This is a genomic window from Carboxylicivirga caseinilyticus (assembly GCF_050589785.1).
GTDB lineage: Bacteria > Bacteroidota > Bacteroidia > Bacteroidales > Marinilabiliaceae > Carboxylicivirga > Carboxylicivirga caseinilyticus.
The window spans coordinates 28,547-49,572 of the sequence record NZ_JBNGOX010000002.1; the positions used below are offsets into that span (position 1 = coordinate 28,547).

At 38.7% G+C, this 21,026-nt stretch carries 1 protein-coding gene; it reads right to left on the bottom strand.

Annotated elements, in window-relative coordinates:
* Window positions 1–8 precede the first annotated feature (8 nt).
* Window positions 9–20,957 (bottom strand): PKD domain-containing protein, encoded by a 20,949-nt coding sequence (locus tag ACRD62_RS01355; protein ID WP_430818321.1) that lies wholly within the window; start codon window positions 20,955–20,957, stop codon window positions 9–11.
* Between the last annotated feature and the right edge of the window lie 69 nt (window positions 20,958–21,026).

Consider the following 21,026-nt stretch of genomic DNA (forward strand, 5'->3'; position numbering starts at 1 on the left):
TATTAAAATTATCTAATTAATAGAACAGTTCCTGTTTTTCTAAACTCAACTCCATTAAGGTATCTACCACTTGCTTTATATACATAGACAGCCTGTGGAGCCAGTTTATCTTTATATCGTCCATCCCAGCCTATTTCAATATCGTTGGTTTCGAATATTAATTGTCCCCATCGATTAAATATCTGCATATGGAAGTTATCAACATCACGGTATTTTGGCTTAAATATGGTATCATCACGTTCTCCTATTCCACCTGTTGTACTTCCGTCTGGTCGAGGAGCAAATGCATCAGGGAAGATGACAAAACCAGCTAATTTAGCTTCTACAATATTATTAGCTACATAGGTATTGTCACAACCAAAACTATTTTCAACAGTTAGCGTGATGGAATAAATACCATCTTGCTCATAATAGTGACTTGGATTTTGTTCATTTGATGTTTGCCCATCACCAAATTCCCATAACCAAGTTGCAGCATCTAATGAAAGATCTGTACACTTAATCGGATCATCAGGAACCCATACAACTTCTGGTGTAATACTAAAGTTAGCCACCGGATGATCATGAACTGTTATTATATGTGTCGATACAGCATCCTGACCATCAGGTCCTGGTACTGTAAGAACAACAGTATATTCGCCCGGATTCTCATAAGTATATGTAGGATTACGTAAGGATGATGTTGTTCCGTCACCAAAGTCCCAGACGAATGAGGATCCACCAACTGTATAATTGGTAAACTTCACTTCCAGAGGATAACATCCGGCATCAATACTTGTTGTAAACCCGGATTCCGGTACCGATTTATATTCAATGGTCACGTCATCATACGCCACACAACCTTCTGTTTCAATCGTCCATCTGAAGGTACTCTTACCTTCTGGAAGATCACTAACTGTTGTATTAAAGAAGTTAATATCATCAAATGTACCTCCACCGGCTACAATTGTCCATGTACCCACTAATGAGCCCGGATTTTCAGCCTGCATATCATATACCGGTTCATAAGTCACATCATCTTCTCCTGCATACGGACGAGCCTTATTACTAATGATCGTCACTTCATCTTCAGTAGTACATTCTCCATAGCCAATGGTCCATTTGTAAACGTTTGTTCCATAACCAATATTAGTAACCATGGTATTATACTGATTAGGATCATCAAATACTCCGGAACCACTAATCACTGTCCAGGTACCTGTGCCATCAACAGGGTTATTTGCATTCAGAACAATGTAATCATCACAAGTAGTTCTGTTTGCTCCCGCTTCTGATTGATCAGGAACCTTATTGAAAACAGTTATCTGATCAGTTGAGAAGCATGATCCATTCTGTATTGTCCACATCAGTATATTCTCACCGAAACCTAAATTACGTATTGTGGTTTTCTCTGCTGAATTATCATCAAAATCACCTTTTCCAGAAACAACCGACCATGAACCAACTCCATATTCAGGTGTATTAGCATCTAATTGTGCCCAATCTTTACAGTCCTGTACATCGGGTCCTGCATTCGCTTTTGTAGGTGTATTATTCTCAATCGTAATCAAATCACTTAATGTACATTGTCCTTTCGTTAATGTCCATCGAAGAACTGTTGTTCCATGAACGAGATTTGAAATCGTTGCCGAAGGACTGGTTGGATCACTAAAATTACCTCCACCACTCTCAATAGTCCATAATCCGTCACCATATTCAGGTGCACTGGCTTTCAATGTTAACTGAGAAGTACATAATTCTTCATCTTTACCAGCATAAGGAAGAGATGGTTCATTATTAACAATGAGCACTTCATCACTAAGAATACAAGCTTCGTTTTGAACAATCCATCGGAAGACATTATCCCCTTTCGACAATCCAATTACTTCTGATTTCGGATCATTAACATCAGCAATAAATGCCGATCCTGACAACACTTCCCAACGACCTACTCCAATATCAACGGCAGTAGCATTCAGATTCGTCGTATCATCACAAATGGTTTGACTATTACCTGCATAGGCTGCACTTGGTGAATTATTGATTATTGTAACCTCCTGAGAAGTTTCACAACCTTCATAAATGATCGTCCACAGTAGTTGATTATTTCCTTTTGCAAGGTTTCGCACAATGGTGTTAGGATTGTGCTGATCTTCAAATACTGCCTGGCTGGTTCCTCCAACAACGCTCCAGTTACCAATACCCGGACTGGCATTATTAGCCTCTAATTGGGTTTCATCTGCACATATAGTCTGAACCGGTCCTGCTGAAGCATCAATTCGGTTATAGCTGATCTGAACGTCATCAACAGAACTACAACCTTGATGAGTAACCGTCCATCGGAATATATTATCTCCAAAAGCAAGATTAGTGATCTCAGCGGAAGGATCTGTAACATCACTAAAGCTACCAGAACCATTTCGTATATTCCATTCTCCGGTTCCAATTGCCGGTGTATTCGCTGCCAGGGTTGTACTATTATCACATAATTGCTGATTTGGTCCTGCCTCTGCAGGTGTTGGGTTGTTATTTATTACTGACACCTGACTTACCGAGTTACAACCATTATAACTGATTGTCCAGGTTAAAACATTTTCTCCCTGATCGAGGTTACGAACTGTTGAGTAAGGACTATTAGGCTCATCAAAATTAGCAGAACCAGATCCACCAACAATTCCCCACGTTCCTTCTCCAGGATATGGATTAACCGCTTCCATTAAGGCTGTATCAGCACAATTAACCTGATCATAACCGGCAAACGATTCAATAAAGTTATTAGCAATCTCAACATCATCAGAAGAAATACAACCATTGTTATTAATTGTCCAACGGAATCGATTCTTACCTGTCGACAAACTTGAAACATAGGTATTAGGATCAGCATTATCAGTAATAACACCTGCACCAGAAATCAGTTCCCACATGCCAATTCCATATAATGGCGTATTAGCAGATAAACGAACACTATCCACACCACAAATTGGTCTGTCCTGTCCGGCATGTGCAACAGATGGTTGATTATTAATAATCACAATATCATCAACAGAAGTACAAGTTCCTGATGTAATCACCCAGGATAATATATTTAGTCCCGGAGCCAATTCTTTTGCCCAGTTTCCTTCAATAACTGCTGCCCCTTCTTTTACCTTCCACTCTCCGGTACCAAAAGTAGGCGTATTAGGTCGTAGTTCTACAGAATCGGAACAAACATAAACGGTATCTTCACCAGCATCAGCAATAGTTGGCAACATATTATTGATAACAACTGAGTCAATTGAACTACATCCATATTGTGAAATCTCGTATTTCAATACATTAGCACCTTTCGAAAGACCTCTGATATATGTATTCGGGTTGGTATCGTCATCAAATACTCCGCTACCGCTAATTAACATCCACGATACATTACCTATTGCCGGTATATTAGCTTCCAACTGGTATTCATCATCGCAAATATCTCTATCCGGACCCGCATTGGCATTTGTAACCTTGTTATTTGTGATGGTTACCTCGTCAGTTGAATTACTATTAGTATAATAAATAGTCCAACGGAAGACATTATCACCAGGTCCGAGATTGGTCACTATAGTCTTTTCATTATTGATTTGAGCAAACTGACCGGCTCCACTAACAACAGACCATTCTCCAATTCCAACATCCGGATCATTCGCCTGTAATTCTGCGTAATCATCACACACTTCCTGGTCAAGACCAGCATTTGCACTAATAGTCTCTCCATTGGTAATGGTCACTTCATCAAATTCTGTACATCCCATATTAGTAACCGTCCATCGGAAGATATTATCTCCTCTGCGTAAATCAGCCACTGAAGTATATGGATTCAGATCGTCTGTTATAGTTGCGCCTCCTGCAACCAACGACCACCTGCCTACTCCGGCTACCACAGGAGTTGCGTTAAGATTAGTAGCACCACCTGCAATAATCTGATCTGTACCAGCATTTACTGGATAAGGAGTATTATTATTAATAATAACAGTATCAGCTGATTCACAACCATTATATGTAATTCTCCAGATAAATCCATTCGGTCCATTTAAAAGACCTCCAACCTGTGTTTCAGGATCTGCATTATCAAAAATAGTTCCACCTCCAACACCCGGCAGCACGCCCCATTCACCTACTCCAAGTGCAGGGGTATTTGCTCTTAAGCTGGTAGTTCTGCCACACACAATGGTATCCTTGCCAGCACTTACAACAACATGATTATTAATCACGGTTATATCAGCCGAGCTTGAACAACTCTTATGCATAATAGTCCATCGGAAGATATTCAATCCTTCACCCAGATTTGTTACTTGAGTTACCGGATCAGATGTATCTTCAAAAGTTCCTGATCCTGTTACAATAGACCAGAAACCTGTTCCTACAGAAGGTGTATTTCCTGTTAACTGGGTTTCGTAAGCGCAAATAGTCTGATTACTTCCAACTTGTGCCTGTGTTGGTTCATCATTGGTAATAACAATTTCATCTGTACTGATACAACCAAACTGGTTTAATTCCCATACTAACCTATTTGTTCCCTGTGCCAAATCTGTTACTGTTGCATTAGGTGAAAATCCATCATCAAATGAACCTGATCCTTCAACAAATATCCATCTTCCGGTAACATTAGCAGGAGGCACAGTTGCATTCAAGACTTTTACACCATCACAAACAGTTTCATCAACTCCTGCATCAACCAGTAAAGTATTATTTCGAACGGTTATGTCAGCAAATTTCTCACAACCATTTTTAGAAGTAGTGTATCTGAAAATATTATCTCCAAAATCCAAGCCTGTAATCAAAGTAGTTGGTGCATCTGGAGTATCAATCACACCTGATCCGCTAATTAAAGTCCAACGTCCGCTACCTTCTATAGGTGCAATGGCATTTAATGTTACTTCACTATCACATACCGAAACAGATGTTCCATCTGTTATTATTGCATCTGAAGGCTCATTATTGGTTACTTCTATCTCTCCAAAGCTTTCACATCCATTTTGGGTTAATGTCCAACGGAAACGATTTAAACCTGGTTCCATATTGGTTACAATGGTTGTAGCTGTATTGGCCGGAGCAAATGCTGCAGTTGATCCAACTGGATAAACAGCTTCCCATCTGCCAGTAATTCCGGAAATAAATGTTCCACTCAAAGTTGTACTTCCGTCACACACATTACTATGATCAGCTACAGCCGATACAGATAATGTATTATTTCGGATGACAACTTCATCATATACTGCACAGTCATTTAATCCGCCTGTGCTATTATTGGTTACTGTCCAACGGAATACAACGTCTCCTCTGCTAAGATCAGATACTGTTGAATTAAATGCTGTTGGATCATTAATTACGGCATAACCTGAAATTACTTCCCACTGACCACTCCAGTTTGCATTGATAGTTGCAGGATCGGTTGCTGCCAAAGTATAAGTACTTCCACAAATACCATCATCCAAACCGGCATAAGCAGTTGGTAACGGATAAACATTAACCGTTAATGTTGCTGTATTAGGTCCGTCTCCACATGCATTATATGGAGTTACCTTGATGTCTCCCGTGATTACATCCAACATAGGATCCAGATCAACTTTAATGGTTGCAGCATTGTCTGCACCCTGAATGATAAAGCCTGTTGGTAGCTCCCAACGATAATCAGTTGCATTGGCTACTGCCGATACACTAAATGTAATATCTGTTGATCCCTGACAGAACTCTGTCGGACCAGTTATAACTCCCACACTACCTGGCAATAATTTAGCAGGTATCCATAATTCTGCAGGCTGACCATCACCACAGGTATTGGTTGCGTATACCTCAATATATCCACCGGCAAAATCAGCATCGAAATCCAATTCAACCGAAGTTGTTCCATTACCTGTAACAATTGTGCTTCCCAATGGAGCAGTCCAGATATATCCTCCATCTGCATCTGTTACCGGATCTATAGTATAAATAACACCGGTTTCGGACTGACATACACCACCTAAAACATCATTGTTTCTGATAGTATCGATTCTTCCAGGTAATTGCTTAACGGTTACATTAGCACCAATCGTTGTTGTTATATCCATCACGCAACCATTAGCATCAACAACATTGGTTATTTCATAGCTTGTTGATTCGGCTGGTGAAACTGCCCAGATATATGTGTTACCCGAACTTGGTGATACTGTCATGGATTTATTTACTCCATTTTCAGTGTATGTTATGGTATAAGGATAAGCTGTATTTCCAAATTCAATTGAAAGATTGGCGGTTCCACCATAACAGATATTTGTACTTCCACTCAACAGTACCGATGGTTTTGTATGAACGGTAACATCAACCTGACCATTTCCTGTGGTAGAACAAGAATTAGCATCAGACACTGACAATATACTGTAACTTGCATCAGCAGCAGGTGAGTCAGTGAATATAAATGGTGAGACATTAACTGTTTCTGTCGAAGATGTACCATTATTATTGTCCACCCAGGTAACTGTCCATGGTGCCACTCCAGTCAAACTCACACTTAAACTAACAGTACCATCAGAACACATTTCATCCGGACCACTGATATTGGCAGTTGGTAAAGGATTTACTCTTAATTGTACCTGACCACTACCTGTTCCTTTTAAACAGGTTGTATTGGCAGGATCAGCTACTTTAGTAATACTGTAGGTTCTATTAGAAACAGGAGCAACCGTTATACTATAAGGTGATTGATTAACTATTTCATCCCAGTAGGTTGAACCATCATACAATGTCACTCTCAAACTACCGTCAATTGCAAAATTCCAACCACTGGTAGTTAATACCATATCAAAATCTTCACCTACACAAATCTCAGATGATCCATCAGCAGAAGATAGTACAACTCCTGCTTCAGGTTGAGTGATAACTTTTATATCAGTCGCATTACAATTACCCCTTGATGGTGACATTGAGTCAAAGCTACCGGCATAATCATAGGCAAGAATAGTATATTGCCCTGCCGGAAGATTAGTAAATGTAAAAGTACCGGGTGCTGATGCGACCTGTTGAGAGGCATAATACCCTTTATCACTAATAATTTCAACAAAGTATTCACTTGCTGCACTTGGTTGACCACCCGTGATTGATCCCTGTATTTCTCCTGTATTTGTACTGTAGCAGTTAATCTGGTTACTTACTGATGTGGTTAATGTTAATACCGGATTTTCACTAATAACAATGTCCTCCTGGTATGTCACTGGCACATCATCCGTAACAATAACCCTATATGTTCCGGCAACCAAACCTGTTAAATGAAGTGATGTTGCATTTACATCCTGATTAACTCCCGGACCGGTTACCTGTATTCTGTAATAAGAACTGGCTATTGGATATCCACCGTAAACACGATTTATATGCAATTCTCCATTGGAATCACCATTACATGGACTAACATTAAACACGGTTTTTTCAAAGCCTAAAGCTTCTCCAGGCTCAACAACCTTAATACCTGTATACTCAAATCTACATCCATTGGCATCAACAGCCACTATTCTATAGGTTCCCGAACTCAATCCTATAACAGGATTGGTTGTACCTATTAAAGTATTGGTAGCATCGAACCACTCAAATGTATATGGAGCTACCCCACCTGTAACATCAACCAAAATTTGGCCATCAGATCCTCCTGTTGTTGAAACATCGGTAATCTGTGGATTAGAAACGGTTATATGAGATGTTGGTTGAGTTATTTCAATATCACCCGAGTTTAATGTACATCCGTTTGCATCTTCAATAAGAACAGAATAGGTCCCAGCGACCATAGATGTTGGATTACTACCTGACGGATTACCGGATCCGGTCCATGAATATGTGTAAGGAGCTGTACCTCCTGAAACAACAACTTCGATTTCACCAGTTGCTTCACCATAACAAAGCACATCCGTAATATTCACCGCATCTATGCTGATTGGTGATGCAGGCTGCTTAATCGTATAAGCACCAATAAATGAACATCCCAGATCTAAATCGGTAACCTGAAGAGTATAAACGCCAGCCAACACATTGGTAATAGTTGCCGTTGTTGCTCCATTGCTCCAGCTATAACTGTAATTTCCACTTCCACCCGTAACAGCTGCCGATAAAGAACCAACAGCTTCGCCATAACACTCAATATGTGTTATTTGAACCTGTACATCTAATCCGGTTGCAGCAACAATGGTAAAGTCTTTTGTGATAGCACAATCAACCCCTCCGGATGTTCTTCCATCTGTAATCGTAACAGTGTAAGTACCCGGTGCTAATCCACTTTGATTTCTCGCCCCTGGTGTTAATGCTGAAGGACTTCCATCAATAGTTGACCAAGAGTAAGTGTAATTACCATCACCTCCAATAACATCGTAAGTTATACTTCCATCATTATTGCCTGAACAAGTAACATCTGTGACTACTTCATTAACAATTTCTATGGCACTTGTCAAAGTCGCTGATAAAGTATATGTACAAGATGATCTGTCCGGATCAGCATCTGTTATTACAACAGAATAAGTTCCACCGGATAATCCGGTTTGATCCTTGTCAGTTGGTATTAGTTGGATAGGATCACCGTCTACTGTACTCCAATAATAGGTATATGTTCCTGACCCACCTGTAGGAATCAGATTAAATGCTCCATTAGCACCATCACATTCAGTATCAGTAATATTGATTATTGCATCAATAGATGGATATTCAGAAATTGTAATATCTTTTGTGGCAGTACATAAATTAGCATCACGCACCAATATAGTATAAGTTCCGCCTTCTAATCCTGTTTGATTTTTATTTCCTTGAATAATTCCAGAAGAAACAGGTGACCATGAATAAGTATATGGTGCAACTCCGCCTTGAATTTCAAGATTTATATATCCATCCGCATCACCATTACAGGTAACATCACCGATATCAGTTGCATCAATCAGTATTGGCAATGGTTCCCCCACTTCAAAAGTGTATGTTCTGTTACAATTAGCACCATCACTTTCAATTAAATCTGTAATAACCAGAATATACTCTCCTGCAGTAAGGTTGTTAATTGTTGGGGTTGTTGCCGTAAATGTAGCATCACCTGTTTTTGTCCAGCTATAACCGAACGAACCACTACCACCAGTTAAATTAATAGAAATAGCACCTGTATTTCCACCATTACATTTAACATCTGTAATAACCGGAGTTATGGCAATTTCTTTAGGAATGGTAATACTGTAACTGGTTTCACAATTGTTTTTATCTGATACCTTAACAATATAAGTACCACCCACATAAACAGTAAATAAATGATAATTCGTTGGATCCTGAATAACTGCACCCGGACCAGAAACATTGTATTTAAAATCTCCGAACGAAGGGTCCTGAATTCCTGTTCCTCCTGTCAGATTATAAATTTCAATAGTTCGTGTATATGGATCACAATCAGTAATCAGATATCTTAAGTTGAAATCCAATGCTGTTGTTGGTCCACTAACAGTAAAAGTACGACTTGCAGTACATGAACCATCTGTCACAAGAACTGTGTAATTACCAGCAACCAGACCTGTAAGGTCTTTATTGTCTTCGTTGGTTGCAGTGATTGATGGTCCTGTCCATAGATAAGTAGCAGTCGCACCTACACCAGTTATATTTAATGTAATAGCTCCATCAGATCCACCATAACAACTTACATCATAGGTAGTACCGTCAACAACAATGGTTCTGTCGTAGTCAATGATAAAATCTTTTTCAACAATACAGCCACCTCTATCTGTATCTGTTATTGATAAAGTATAGGTACCAAATGATAAACCATCCTGATTTAATGTGGATTGATCAAGACCAATTCCTCCATCTGGCGATGACCAACTATAGCTGTAATTTGACGATACACCGTCAAGATTAATACCTGTAATGCTACCATCAGCTACACCTTCGCAACTGGCATCTATTGCATTTCCTGTTATAGTAATTGGTTTTAATTCAAAATCATAAGTCTGAACACAATAATCAGTATCTAATGAATTTTGATCATACACATATAATGTATATTTATCTGGTGCCAGATTACTAAATGTTTGTGTATAAGTACCTCCACCAGGATTAGTAACCAAGATAACTTTATCACTACCTGTAAAAGCTTCCAGTGAAAGAAGATAGTTGTGATCTACTCCATTAATGATACCGCCTGAAATTTCTATTACCAATTCTCCATCAGGCCAACCAGCAACCTGATCATCACAACTTATAAATTGATTGATAACATTTAGGTTCAGACCTGTAGGCTCACTAATTAAAGTATTATTTACTGAAATGGTACAATTATGTGCATCGGTAACAAGTACGTCATACGAACCTGCTATAAGATCAGTAACCGTAACACTTGTAATACCCACCGGAAGAAGGATATTTCCAGTACCATAGTTATATCTGTAAGGTTCAGTTCCACCGGTTATTTGAATCAACAATTCACCAGAATCATCTCCATTACATGTTAGAATGTTTGTTGGCGTAATGGTTAAACCTAATGGCTCAGGTTGCTCAATTTCATGAATTAATTCGCCTATGCAGTTAGTTGTATTATTGGTTACTTCAACTTTATACTCTCCGGCTATTCTATTATTAATAAATGAATTGGTTTCTCCTGCAATGATATCATACGTTCCTAATGTTGCATTAAACAAATACCATTGATAACTAAATCCTATACCTCCTGTAGCTGATACTGAAATACTTCCATTGGAACCACCATTACAGGTAACATCTGTTGAACTTTGTAATGAAACAATAATCTCCGCAGGTTCAGCAAGAACATATGATTCGGTTTCAACACAAGTACCGTTATAACTAACCTGAACATTATACGTACCTGCCATTCCCAAATTATTGATTGTATTATTAACTCCAACTGTACCGGACAAAGAATATCCACCAGGACCTGTCCAGTATATAGGATAAGCGCTAACATCATTGGCACCATGCACCACATTAGCCACAATCTCACCATCACCAGAACCATAACAACTAATATCAGTTGGTACAAGGTTTATTACCAACTCATCAGCCTGACTAACAGTAATCGTTTTATCCAGTGTAGCCCCATTGTTATCAGTAATTGTAACTACATAAACTCCTGCATAAAGATCCTCAATTTGATGATTGTTAATTGATACAGACTCAGAATCTGTAACAAGAGTGGCATCATACTGAGTTCCGTTCCAAACAATGCTATATGGACCTGTACCTCCGGATATAACCAAAGATATTATTCCTGTATTGGTTCCATAACAATTGATTGAATTGGCAGATATCAGAAAATCAAGAGCATCTGTATCAGTAATTTCAATTGTATTAATAACAGAACAATTAACATTATCAGTTACTGTGTAAGTATAAGTTCCTGCTGCTAAGTTGTCTCTGGTCCAAACATTATCATAGGCAGCACCATCATCCCAGGTAATTGTGTACCCCGGCACTCCACCAGTAGGCGTATCAACAATAATTTCACCATCAGAACCACCAGCAACTGTTATTTGATTAACCGTGTGAGTTACCAATATTGGAGTTGGTTCTGTTATCGAATATGATTCTGAAACAAAACAGGTATTGTTATAATTAGCAGTAACAGTGTAGGTACCTGGTAAAATTAACCCCGATTGATCACTTGTTGCGCTTGCAATACCTGATGCAGAGAATCCACCTGGTCCAGTCCAGACAAGGTTATAATTTGGCATATCTGCAACATCATGTCCACTCAGACTCACCTGAATATGACCATCTGCTGCTCCGGCACAAGAAATATCATCGAGAGCTACATTGTTAATTACTAACTCATTAGGTTGATTTACAATGATCGGATAACTTATTGTTGCTCCTGTTGCATCTGTAATTCGAACCTGATATGTTCCTGCATATAAATCTTTTAACTCATAATTGGTTGTAATATTCAACTGATCACCTGAAGGTGTTGTACCATCAAATAACAGCGCATCCCAATGTAAATCAAATGGTGCAACTCCTCCTGTTATAACCAAGGCAATTATTCCTTTTTGTTCACCATAACAATTTATGTCGGTAACCGTGTAGGTAAAATCGAGTGCATTAATATCCAGGATAGTAGCTGTATAACTTACACTACAACCAGAAGCATCTGTTACTGTGAAATCATAATTACCAGGAGCTAAATTTGTTCTTGTCCACATTCCATCGAATGCAACTCCATCAGCCCAGGTTATATTATACGGAGACACACCACCAGTTGGAACATTAACTGTTATCTCACCATCATTGGCTCCTGCCGCAGAAAGATGAGACTCTGAATAGGTAACTAAAATCTCAGTTGGCTCAGCAATAACATATGTTTCAGTTACTGAACATGTCGAATTGTAATTTACGGTTACAGTATAATTACCAGGTAAACTAAGTCCACTCTGATCATTAACAACACTGGCCAGCCCTGCATCTGCATAACCTCCAGGACCAACCCAACTCATATTGTAGTTGTCCATATCAGCCTGCAAATGACCACTTAACTCTACCTGAATTCTTCCATCTCCAGAACCAAAACAAGAAATATCATCTCTTACGAGTTCATTGATTATTAATTCATCAGGCTGAGTAATTATGATATTTGTCTTACTAAGCTTAGCTCCATTTATATCTGTTACAGTTACTATATAATCACCTGAATACAGTGACGTAATCTCATAATTAGTTGACGATGAAACATATGAATTACTTAAAGTTGATCCATCGAATAAGGTACCAGACCAACTGATTGTATAATCCGGAGTTCCACCCGTAATTGCAACAGCAATAATTCCTTCAGCATCTCCATAACAGTTTATTGTATTTGGAGTTACCGTAAAATCAAGAGCCTGTGTTAATAATACATTAACAGTCTCAACATATAAACAACCCTTGGCATCTGTGATTGTAAAAGTATATGCCCCAGCTGACAAATTGGTTCTTGCCCAAATTCCATCATATGCAACTCCATCACTCCAACTTATTGTATAAGGACCAGTTCCTCCAACCGGTGGATTAGCAACAACGATGGCACCATCATTCAAGCCAACAACAGAAATATGACTTACGGTATATGTAGTGGTTAATTTAACAGGTTCTGTTATTGTACTATTTGCGGAAACAACAACACAATTATTATTATCGGTAACCGTTACACTGTAATCACCTGCTGGTAAATTAATTGCTTTGGCCTGATCTCCATCATTGGCAGGTGGGACATCAATACCCGTTGACATATTTCTCCATTGATAAGTGTAAGGAGCAGAACCTCCACTAACGCTAACTTCAATACTTCCATTAGTATCGCCGTTACAGTCATTATGGGTAAGAGTAATATTATCAATAGTTATTGGATTTGCCGGTTCAGTAATAACCTGATCTGCAATAGATTTAACACATAGAGTGCTTACATTTCTTACATCAACGGTATAAACACCAGCACTTAAATTTTTAACCGGACTGGTTTGCCATGCTCCTCCATTAATGGAATATTCATAAATACTTGTTGACGGAAGCGTTGAAAAGATCAACTGTCCATCATTATCACCATTACATGAAACAGGAAAAACTGTTACTGTTGTTGTAAAGTCATTTGGTTCAGTTACAACAAATGGTCCTTTTAAGGATGACTCACAAGTAGTTAATAACTTATCACGAACCTTAGCCAGGTAGGTACCTGCAGCTAAACCAGTGAAACTAGCCGAAGATTGCCAGGTTCCATTACCCAAAGCATCTTCAAGATAATATTCGTAATCAGTTGCTACTGAACGACCACTTGCTAATATTGAAATTGCTCCATCAGATAAACCATTACAACTTACATTAGTTACCGAAGCTGAAAAGTCTAACTGCGAAGGTTGAGTTAAATTCTGTTGAACAGTATTAATCGCATAACATCCGGCTATACCAAGATCTTCAACCTGGATAACATATAAACCAACATCTAAACCAGTAAAAGTATAACTGGCTGAAGGTGCTCCAACCCAGGTACTTCCACCATCAATCGAGTATTGATATGCACCCGAACCACCTGTTGCACTTACAGTTATTTTTCCATCAGCTGCACCATAGCAAGAGATATCTGAATAAGTATCAAGCGATAAAGTGATAACTGAATTTTCTGTAACTAAATAACCTTTTGTTAAAGTACAGCCATTAGCATCTGTAATGGTTACTTCATAATTTCCTGCAATTAAATTAATTGCATTAGCAGACTGACCTCCATTCAATAATGAAACAGGAGTACCTGTATCAATATTCGTCCACTGATACGAATAAGGTCCAGTACCTCCAGCGACCACAATCGAAATCTCACCTGTTGCTGATCCGTTGCATGTTGCAGGAGTTACAACTTCAGAAGTGAATGATAATCCGGCAGCTGGCTGATCAATAACAACCGAAAGCACATTTGTTTTCTCACAATATGTTGGAGCAGTTGTACCCCGGTCACGAACAGACACCTGATATGTTCCAACACTCAAGCCTGTGAAAACAGGATTTGTATTCCAAAGTGTTATATAGTTCGCTCCATCAAATAATCTATACTCTATCAAACCTTCACCACCTGAAGTACTAACAGTAAATGAACCATCGTTTCCACCAAAACAACTTACATCATTATGATCAGCAACAACTTCTGTTGTAACAAAATCTGATGGTTGTGTTAAAGTGACTGTTAGAATATCAATTTGATTACAGGTTAAATCAACTGCTTCAGCAATACTGAATGAATATGGAATGTCAGCACTCAGGCCTGTAAATATATTACTTGCCAACCATGTAGTACCTCCATCAATAGAGTAAACATAATTACCACTTCCTCCTGCGCCTGTAAGTTCAACTTGTCCATCATTACCCAAATTACATGAAACATTTGTTACTGATGGAGGATCAAACGATAAAGAACTTGCTTCTGAGACACTTACAACAATAGTTGCCTGTGTACAATTAGGATATGCAGCATCTCTTACCCAAACAGAATGGTTACCAGCAACTACTCCACTAACCATAAAAATATTTGGTGCTGTTGTTGGAATCTGCCATTGAGTATTATCCACAGCTGGATTTACAATTGAGAATTCATAGGTTCCATTTCCTCCTGCTGCTGTTACAGAAAATGATCCGTCGGAACCACCGTTACAACTTACCTGATTATTAGCTGACTCAATTAAACTCAAAGGTGCAGCAGGTTGAGTTATCGTAACAGGGGTTGCATTAATATAATTACAACGAGTATAATTTCTGTCTCTTACATATAATGTATAATCACCAGCAACTAATCCCGAAAATTCATACAGCGTATTATCTGTTGCATGATTACTTAAAAACCAATCAATTCCATTTATGCTAAACTGGTATTCGCCACTTCCGCCGGTTGCTTTCACAGTGAACGCTCCATCGGCTCCACCAAAACATCCGTTATTAATATGGTTAGCAACTATATCATACTCATAAACATCCAGTGCAGGATTAGCCAAAATGGTTACAGGTAAAATAAACTCACAACCTAAAGCATCTTCAACATGCACATCGTAAGTACCTGCTGCCAATAGAGTAGCCGTTAATGTTTGCTGATTATTCGCTGCAGCCGGCCAGGTAATTTTATATCCTGTTGGATAAGTAACAAGGTCCACACCGGTAAATGGTGTTCCTCCCGTAATTATTATAGTTGCACTTCCTTCGCAATCCACTCCGGCTGTACAAGGAGTACAACCAACATTTACTTTTTTAGTCAGATCCTCAACAACATTCAGACTATTAGCAGGTTCAGTAATAGTAACTGAAAGTGGGCTAACAATCTCACATGCTGCAGTTGACATATCCTGAACATAGAAATCATATGTTCCGGCAGCTAATCCTGAGAAAGTTGAAGTTGCTGTATATGTTCCGGTTGCACCTAACTTATATTCATAATTTCCACTACCTCCAGTTGCGATTAAGCTTACACTACCCGTAGATTCGCCCTTACATTCAACGTGAGTTATATTTGTAGTCTGTAACACTAACTCATACTGTTCAACAGAAACACTTCCGGTCATTACTGATTCACAATCGCCAACTTTGGCAACAACAGTATATACTCCAATATTTTCAAATAATAAGTCCGTACCTGCAGCAGTTCCATCATCAGTAAAATTAAATGATGCGCTGCTTGTTGCATCATAGGTAACTGCAGGAGTTAATGAACTTCCGGCAAATAATAATTCGTAAGTTACTCCTGTATTGGCTCCATCCAATCCAATCTTAACTCCTTTGGGAACGTCATCAACACAGTACGCTGAATTACCTCCAACTACATCATTGACTGTTACATTATAAATAGTAGAAGGTGAGTCTACTATTTCAATCTGCTTTTCATAGTAAGTAAAACAACTTCCCGGATCACTCAAATATTCGTATCTGATTGTATATGTGCCAGCTACCATCGCTGATGGATCAAGAATTGCTTTACCGTCATTGGCTGCAATTGCATTACCATTACTATCTGTACCCGTATTACTTACTCCTACTATTTCAATAAAATTACCCTGTCCATCAGGAGTTCCATCAAGGTCAATATCAGGAAGATCTCCAATCAAATCAATCACTCCTGAAGTGCGACAAATCTTTTGACCATTGGTCACTCCAATAAATGTAACCGGCTGAGCCAGATGTACAGTAACATCAACAGTATCATATCCTATACATCCATCACCAACTTGTTCGTAAGCCATGATAACCTGATACAATCCAGCTCCAATTGAAGGATCGATGGTTGCTGTATTTGTTCCTGCTATCTGGGTTAAAAATGCTGATGGATTACCATTCTTTTCAGCGGTAAAAGTTGCTGTTACAATTGCAGTATTTAATTCATCAGCTTTAATAAGTTGAGTTGGTTGATTTGTACAATAATCAGAAAGCAGATCTACTATAGAAACATCTACTTTGGTAACAGTAATATTTCTGGTTCTACTGGTTATACATCCATTATTATTAATGGTATAGGTTACCGGATTAGTAGCAGGTGAATAAACTACATTATCGTCATCGGTAAAGAAGTTCAAACCACTTACCCCATTGCCTGTAAACCATGCAGAAGCACCAGCAGGAAGAGGACTCTCTACACCTTCCAAAGTAACAGCACCGGTTTCGTAACAGAAAGTAGTCTGACCAGAACCGCCATCAATATCAAAGGATGGATCAATTGATTCATACAAACTAAAATAGGTGGTCAGTGTATTCAGACAGGAGCCTGAGTTATAGTTATATTTAATCTGATAATCTCCAGGGCCATTGGCAGCAAAGAATGTGGCTGGCACAAAATCATATGTATCATTTGGTATACCTATATACCCTGCAATTGGAGTGCCTGTATTGTCACAAATATCAAAAAAAGTTGTTCCAACTGCCGGATCTACACCATTAACCTGACCACGAAGTCGAACGGCAGTATTGTCAGAACTACAGTAACTTGGAGCAATTGAATTAACCAGATTTAATGGAGTTCCAACAGTAACTGTCAAACTGGTACTCCCATTACAATTAGTGGAAGCATCGATATATGTTAATGTAATCGTGTGGGTCCCAAGACCAGCTGCCGCCGGAGAGAAAGTAGCAGTACCATCTCCATGGTCTGTAATACCAGCACCAGAAAAAATCGCATCATTGGTTGTAATATCAGCACCATTATGTCTTGCTTGTAAAACCACATCCGGAGAATCTGCACAGTAATTTACATCGGGTGCCGAACCATCAGATTTAACAATTGTCAAATTAGTTCCAATAGTATTTGAATGAACAGTAGCAAGCTCTCCTACCGAAGCAGTACATCCATTTAAATCTGTGTATGAATAATAAATAGTATAACTTGTTCCGGAGGCACTTACAGCTCCGGGATCAAAATCAGCAGTACCATTAAAGTTATCTGATATTCCTGGTCCGGCCCATGAACCACCCGCATTAGTAGGGCTACCAACTAAAGTAACAACACCTTGATCTTCACAGAAATCACCAGGAAGATTTAGAATATCAACTGTTGGTAAACTATTCTCTGTTATAATAATATTATTGGCCAGTAAAAGAGAACAGCTATAATTATTTGATACAGCCTCAACTCTGTAATTTCCTCCTGTAACATTTGTAAATGTACGAGGATTTCCATTACCTGTTATAGCCAGAGTGTCGCCAGTTGTATTATCAATTAATAAATATTGCACCCCTGATTCGGTATCACCCAAATCAATATTAACACCCAGTCCTCCCACGCAATAGGAAGTACTTTGAGGTGTAACAGTCTGAGGCAGAGGCTGAGGTTCAACGGTTAATACATCCGTTAAGAATCGAGAACATCCTCCTTTGGATGCTAATACAGTATAAACTCCCGGTACCAATCCATTAAATGATACCGGATTAACTCCATTACCAAGAACGGTACCATAAGTCGGATCGACGAAATTATCTTTATATAAGGTATAGCTTACTCCTAATTCTCCGGGACTAATTACAACATTACCTGAATTACAGACATAAGGATTGGTTGCAAATGCTTTATCTAATGGCTGAGCATTTATTGTAACGAATCCACTCACCCACTCCTGACAGCTACCTCTTTCAGCACTAACAGTGTAAACTCCGGCAGCAAGTATTTGATTATTTACCAACGTCCTTGCTGATCCACTTAATCCGTTTACGACATAACCAGTTGCAACAGCTCCTGTACCATCGTCATAGTATAAAGTATAAGTTACACCTGTTTCACTCTGGCTAATTGAAACTGTTGTTGCAACATTTTCACAAGTCTCTGTTGAATTAATTGTAATTAATGAAACATCAGGAGACGGAAATATCTGATATGAATTGGACATTACAATGGAACAAAGTGTTCCTTTGACAGCTTCTACCCAGTATAATCCTTCCTGATCCTGAGGTGTAAATGTTATATCTGCTCCTACAGAACTTCCCGCTCTGGTTTCAACGGCTACTCCTCCAGAACCACTATCTCTGTATAAGGTATAAGATATACCGTTTTCACTTCCACTGGTTGAGAAGGTAACCTGATTGGCCGGATCGGAACAGCGGGGTGCAACTCCTGTTGCTTGTAAAGGATGATCAACAGGTTCTGCTGTTGCAATAAATTCACCATCCATTGGCACATCAGCACATGTAACAGTGGATGCAAAAACCTTATAGGTACCAACGGTGGTATATCCAAGGCCTCCATTATCCCAAACTAAAGGTATTGGATCGCCTGTGTTGTAAGTTATTGCACCACCAATGTTATCAGTATAAATACCATCTCCATTATTGTCCCTGCGTAATTGATATGTAATGCCGTTCTCTGGTGTGGCCAATGATAAACTTACCGAATTGGAAGGGACACATGCATTGTTACCTGTTGTAGTTTGAACAGCTGGTGAAGTATATACATTAAATGTCACAGTTTTAGATCCTGTCCAAAGACAGCCTGTAGACACTTCCTCAACTTGTGTAATTTCAAATGTAGTGGTTGAAGTAATAACAGGTAAAGATACCAATCCTCCATTAGTATTTAGAGTTCTCGTAAATACGTTTGTACCATCATTAAATGTTAAAGTATAAGGGGCAGATCCTCCATTAACTGTTACATTCAGTTGTGGTGTTCCACTTATACAAAATGGTTGAGCATTGTTTGCTTTAACCAATGCAACATCATCTAAACGTATGGTTTGAACAGTGATAGGTATAGAAGTACTTTTACACTCTATATTATCTGCATCTTTTAATACAACATAGTAGTTTCCAAATGCATTGTAATCTAATGCATTAGTATTATCATTATTTAATGGATAAGTACCATCATCATTTTCAGGTTGAGTGCTGGTCCCGGATACGAATGAACCATTCTGATACCAGTCATATTCAATATTAGATGGTAGAGATCCACCAACAAGACTTGTTGTTAATGTTTCAGAAAGTGTTCCATCACAAATCTCAAATAATCCCGAGCCTGTTGGCCTGTCATCAATTGAAATGGCTGGGAGAGCTAAATTACTTATAACAACCGGATCTGTTTCAACCGGAACACAACTTCCAGGGTTAGGATAATCAAAGTCTGTAACAACAACTGTGTAAGAACCAACCCCAGTCGCAAAACCAGGAGCAGGATCCACCAACGTGTAAGTTGAAGTTGTTGCACCTGCTATTGGCACTCCATTTAACATCCACTGGTAACCAAAATGAATCGGATCGAAAGGTAGAACTTCCAAAACATGACTACCATCAAAAACAGTTGGATCACAAGCTGATTTTCCACCTTGGATCTGCACTACAACATTTGATATTTCAGCAAGTTGAATGGTATTGGTAGTGATATCCAAACAAGTTCCATTACTTACCAAAGCATAAAAAATATCCAAATCCTGATATCCTATGCTAGGATTTAAGTTAAAAGTTTCAGGATTTGATGCCCCACTTTCTTCATGAGTACTACCATCCGGATGATAAATAATATAGTCTATCGATGAAATAAGAGCTCCTGGATTTACCGGATCAGGAACTACTTCAAAAGTATATTTGGATGGCGTATTACAAAACAAAACATTGTCTGTTGTCTTGGGCGAATTATTATTTAGTAAAATATACTCCGGTGAGACATTATTAGTAATTTCTATTGTGATATCATAGGTTTGATCTATGCCATGATACCATGTTATTGTAAAAGTGGTACCTGCAGGATAACCATCCAAACCACTGATAATTGCATTCGGATCATTTAAATTTGAAAAAGTTAAACCGGCTGTATTACTCCAATAGCCTTTTTGAAGGTGACCAGGAGGTGCTGCATTTGCACCCATATAAGTAGGATCTGTCAGGTTTGCAGCCACACGCACCACACCATTCTGACAAACAGGTACGTTTATCTGGCTTATAATATTACCTGGTATAATCCATAATAATAGCAGGATTATTACCCATGATGTAATCCGTCCTCTGAATGTATTTTTGACTAACGTTTGGGTATTAATGCCCATAAGTCCAATATTTGTGTTTAAATTCGAATTTTTTCCTTAGTCGTTCTACGCAAATCTAATCATTTTGTT

Bases quoted from the DNA above. Each gene is read 5' to 3' on its own strand.
- ACRD62_RS01355 (WP_430818321.1), bottom strand. From the start codon at position 20,957: ATGGGCATTAATACCCAAACGTTAGTCAAAAATACATTCAGAGGACGG.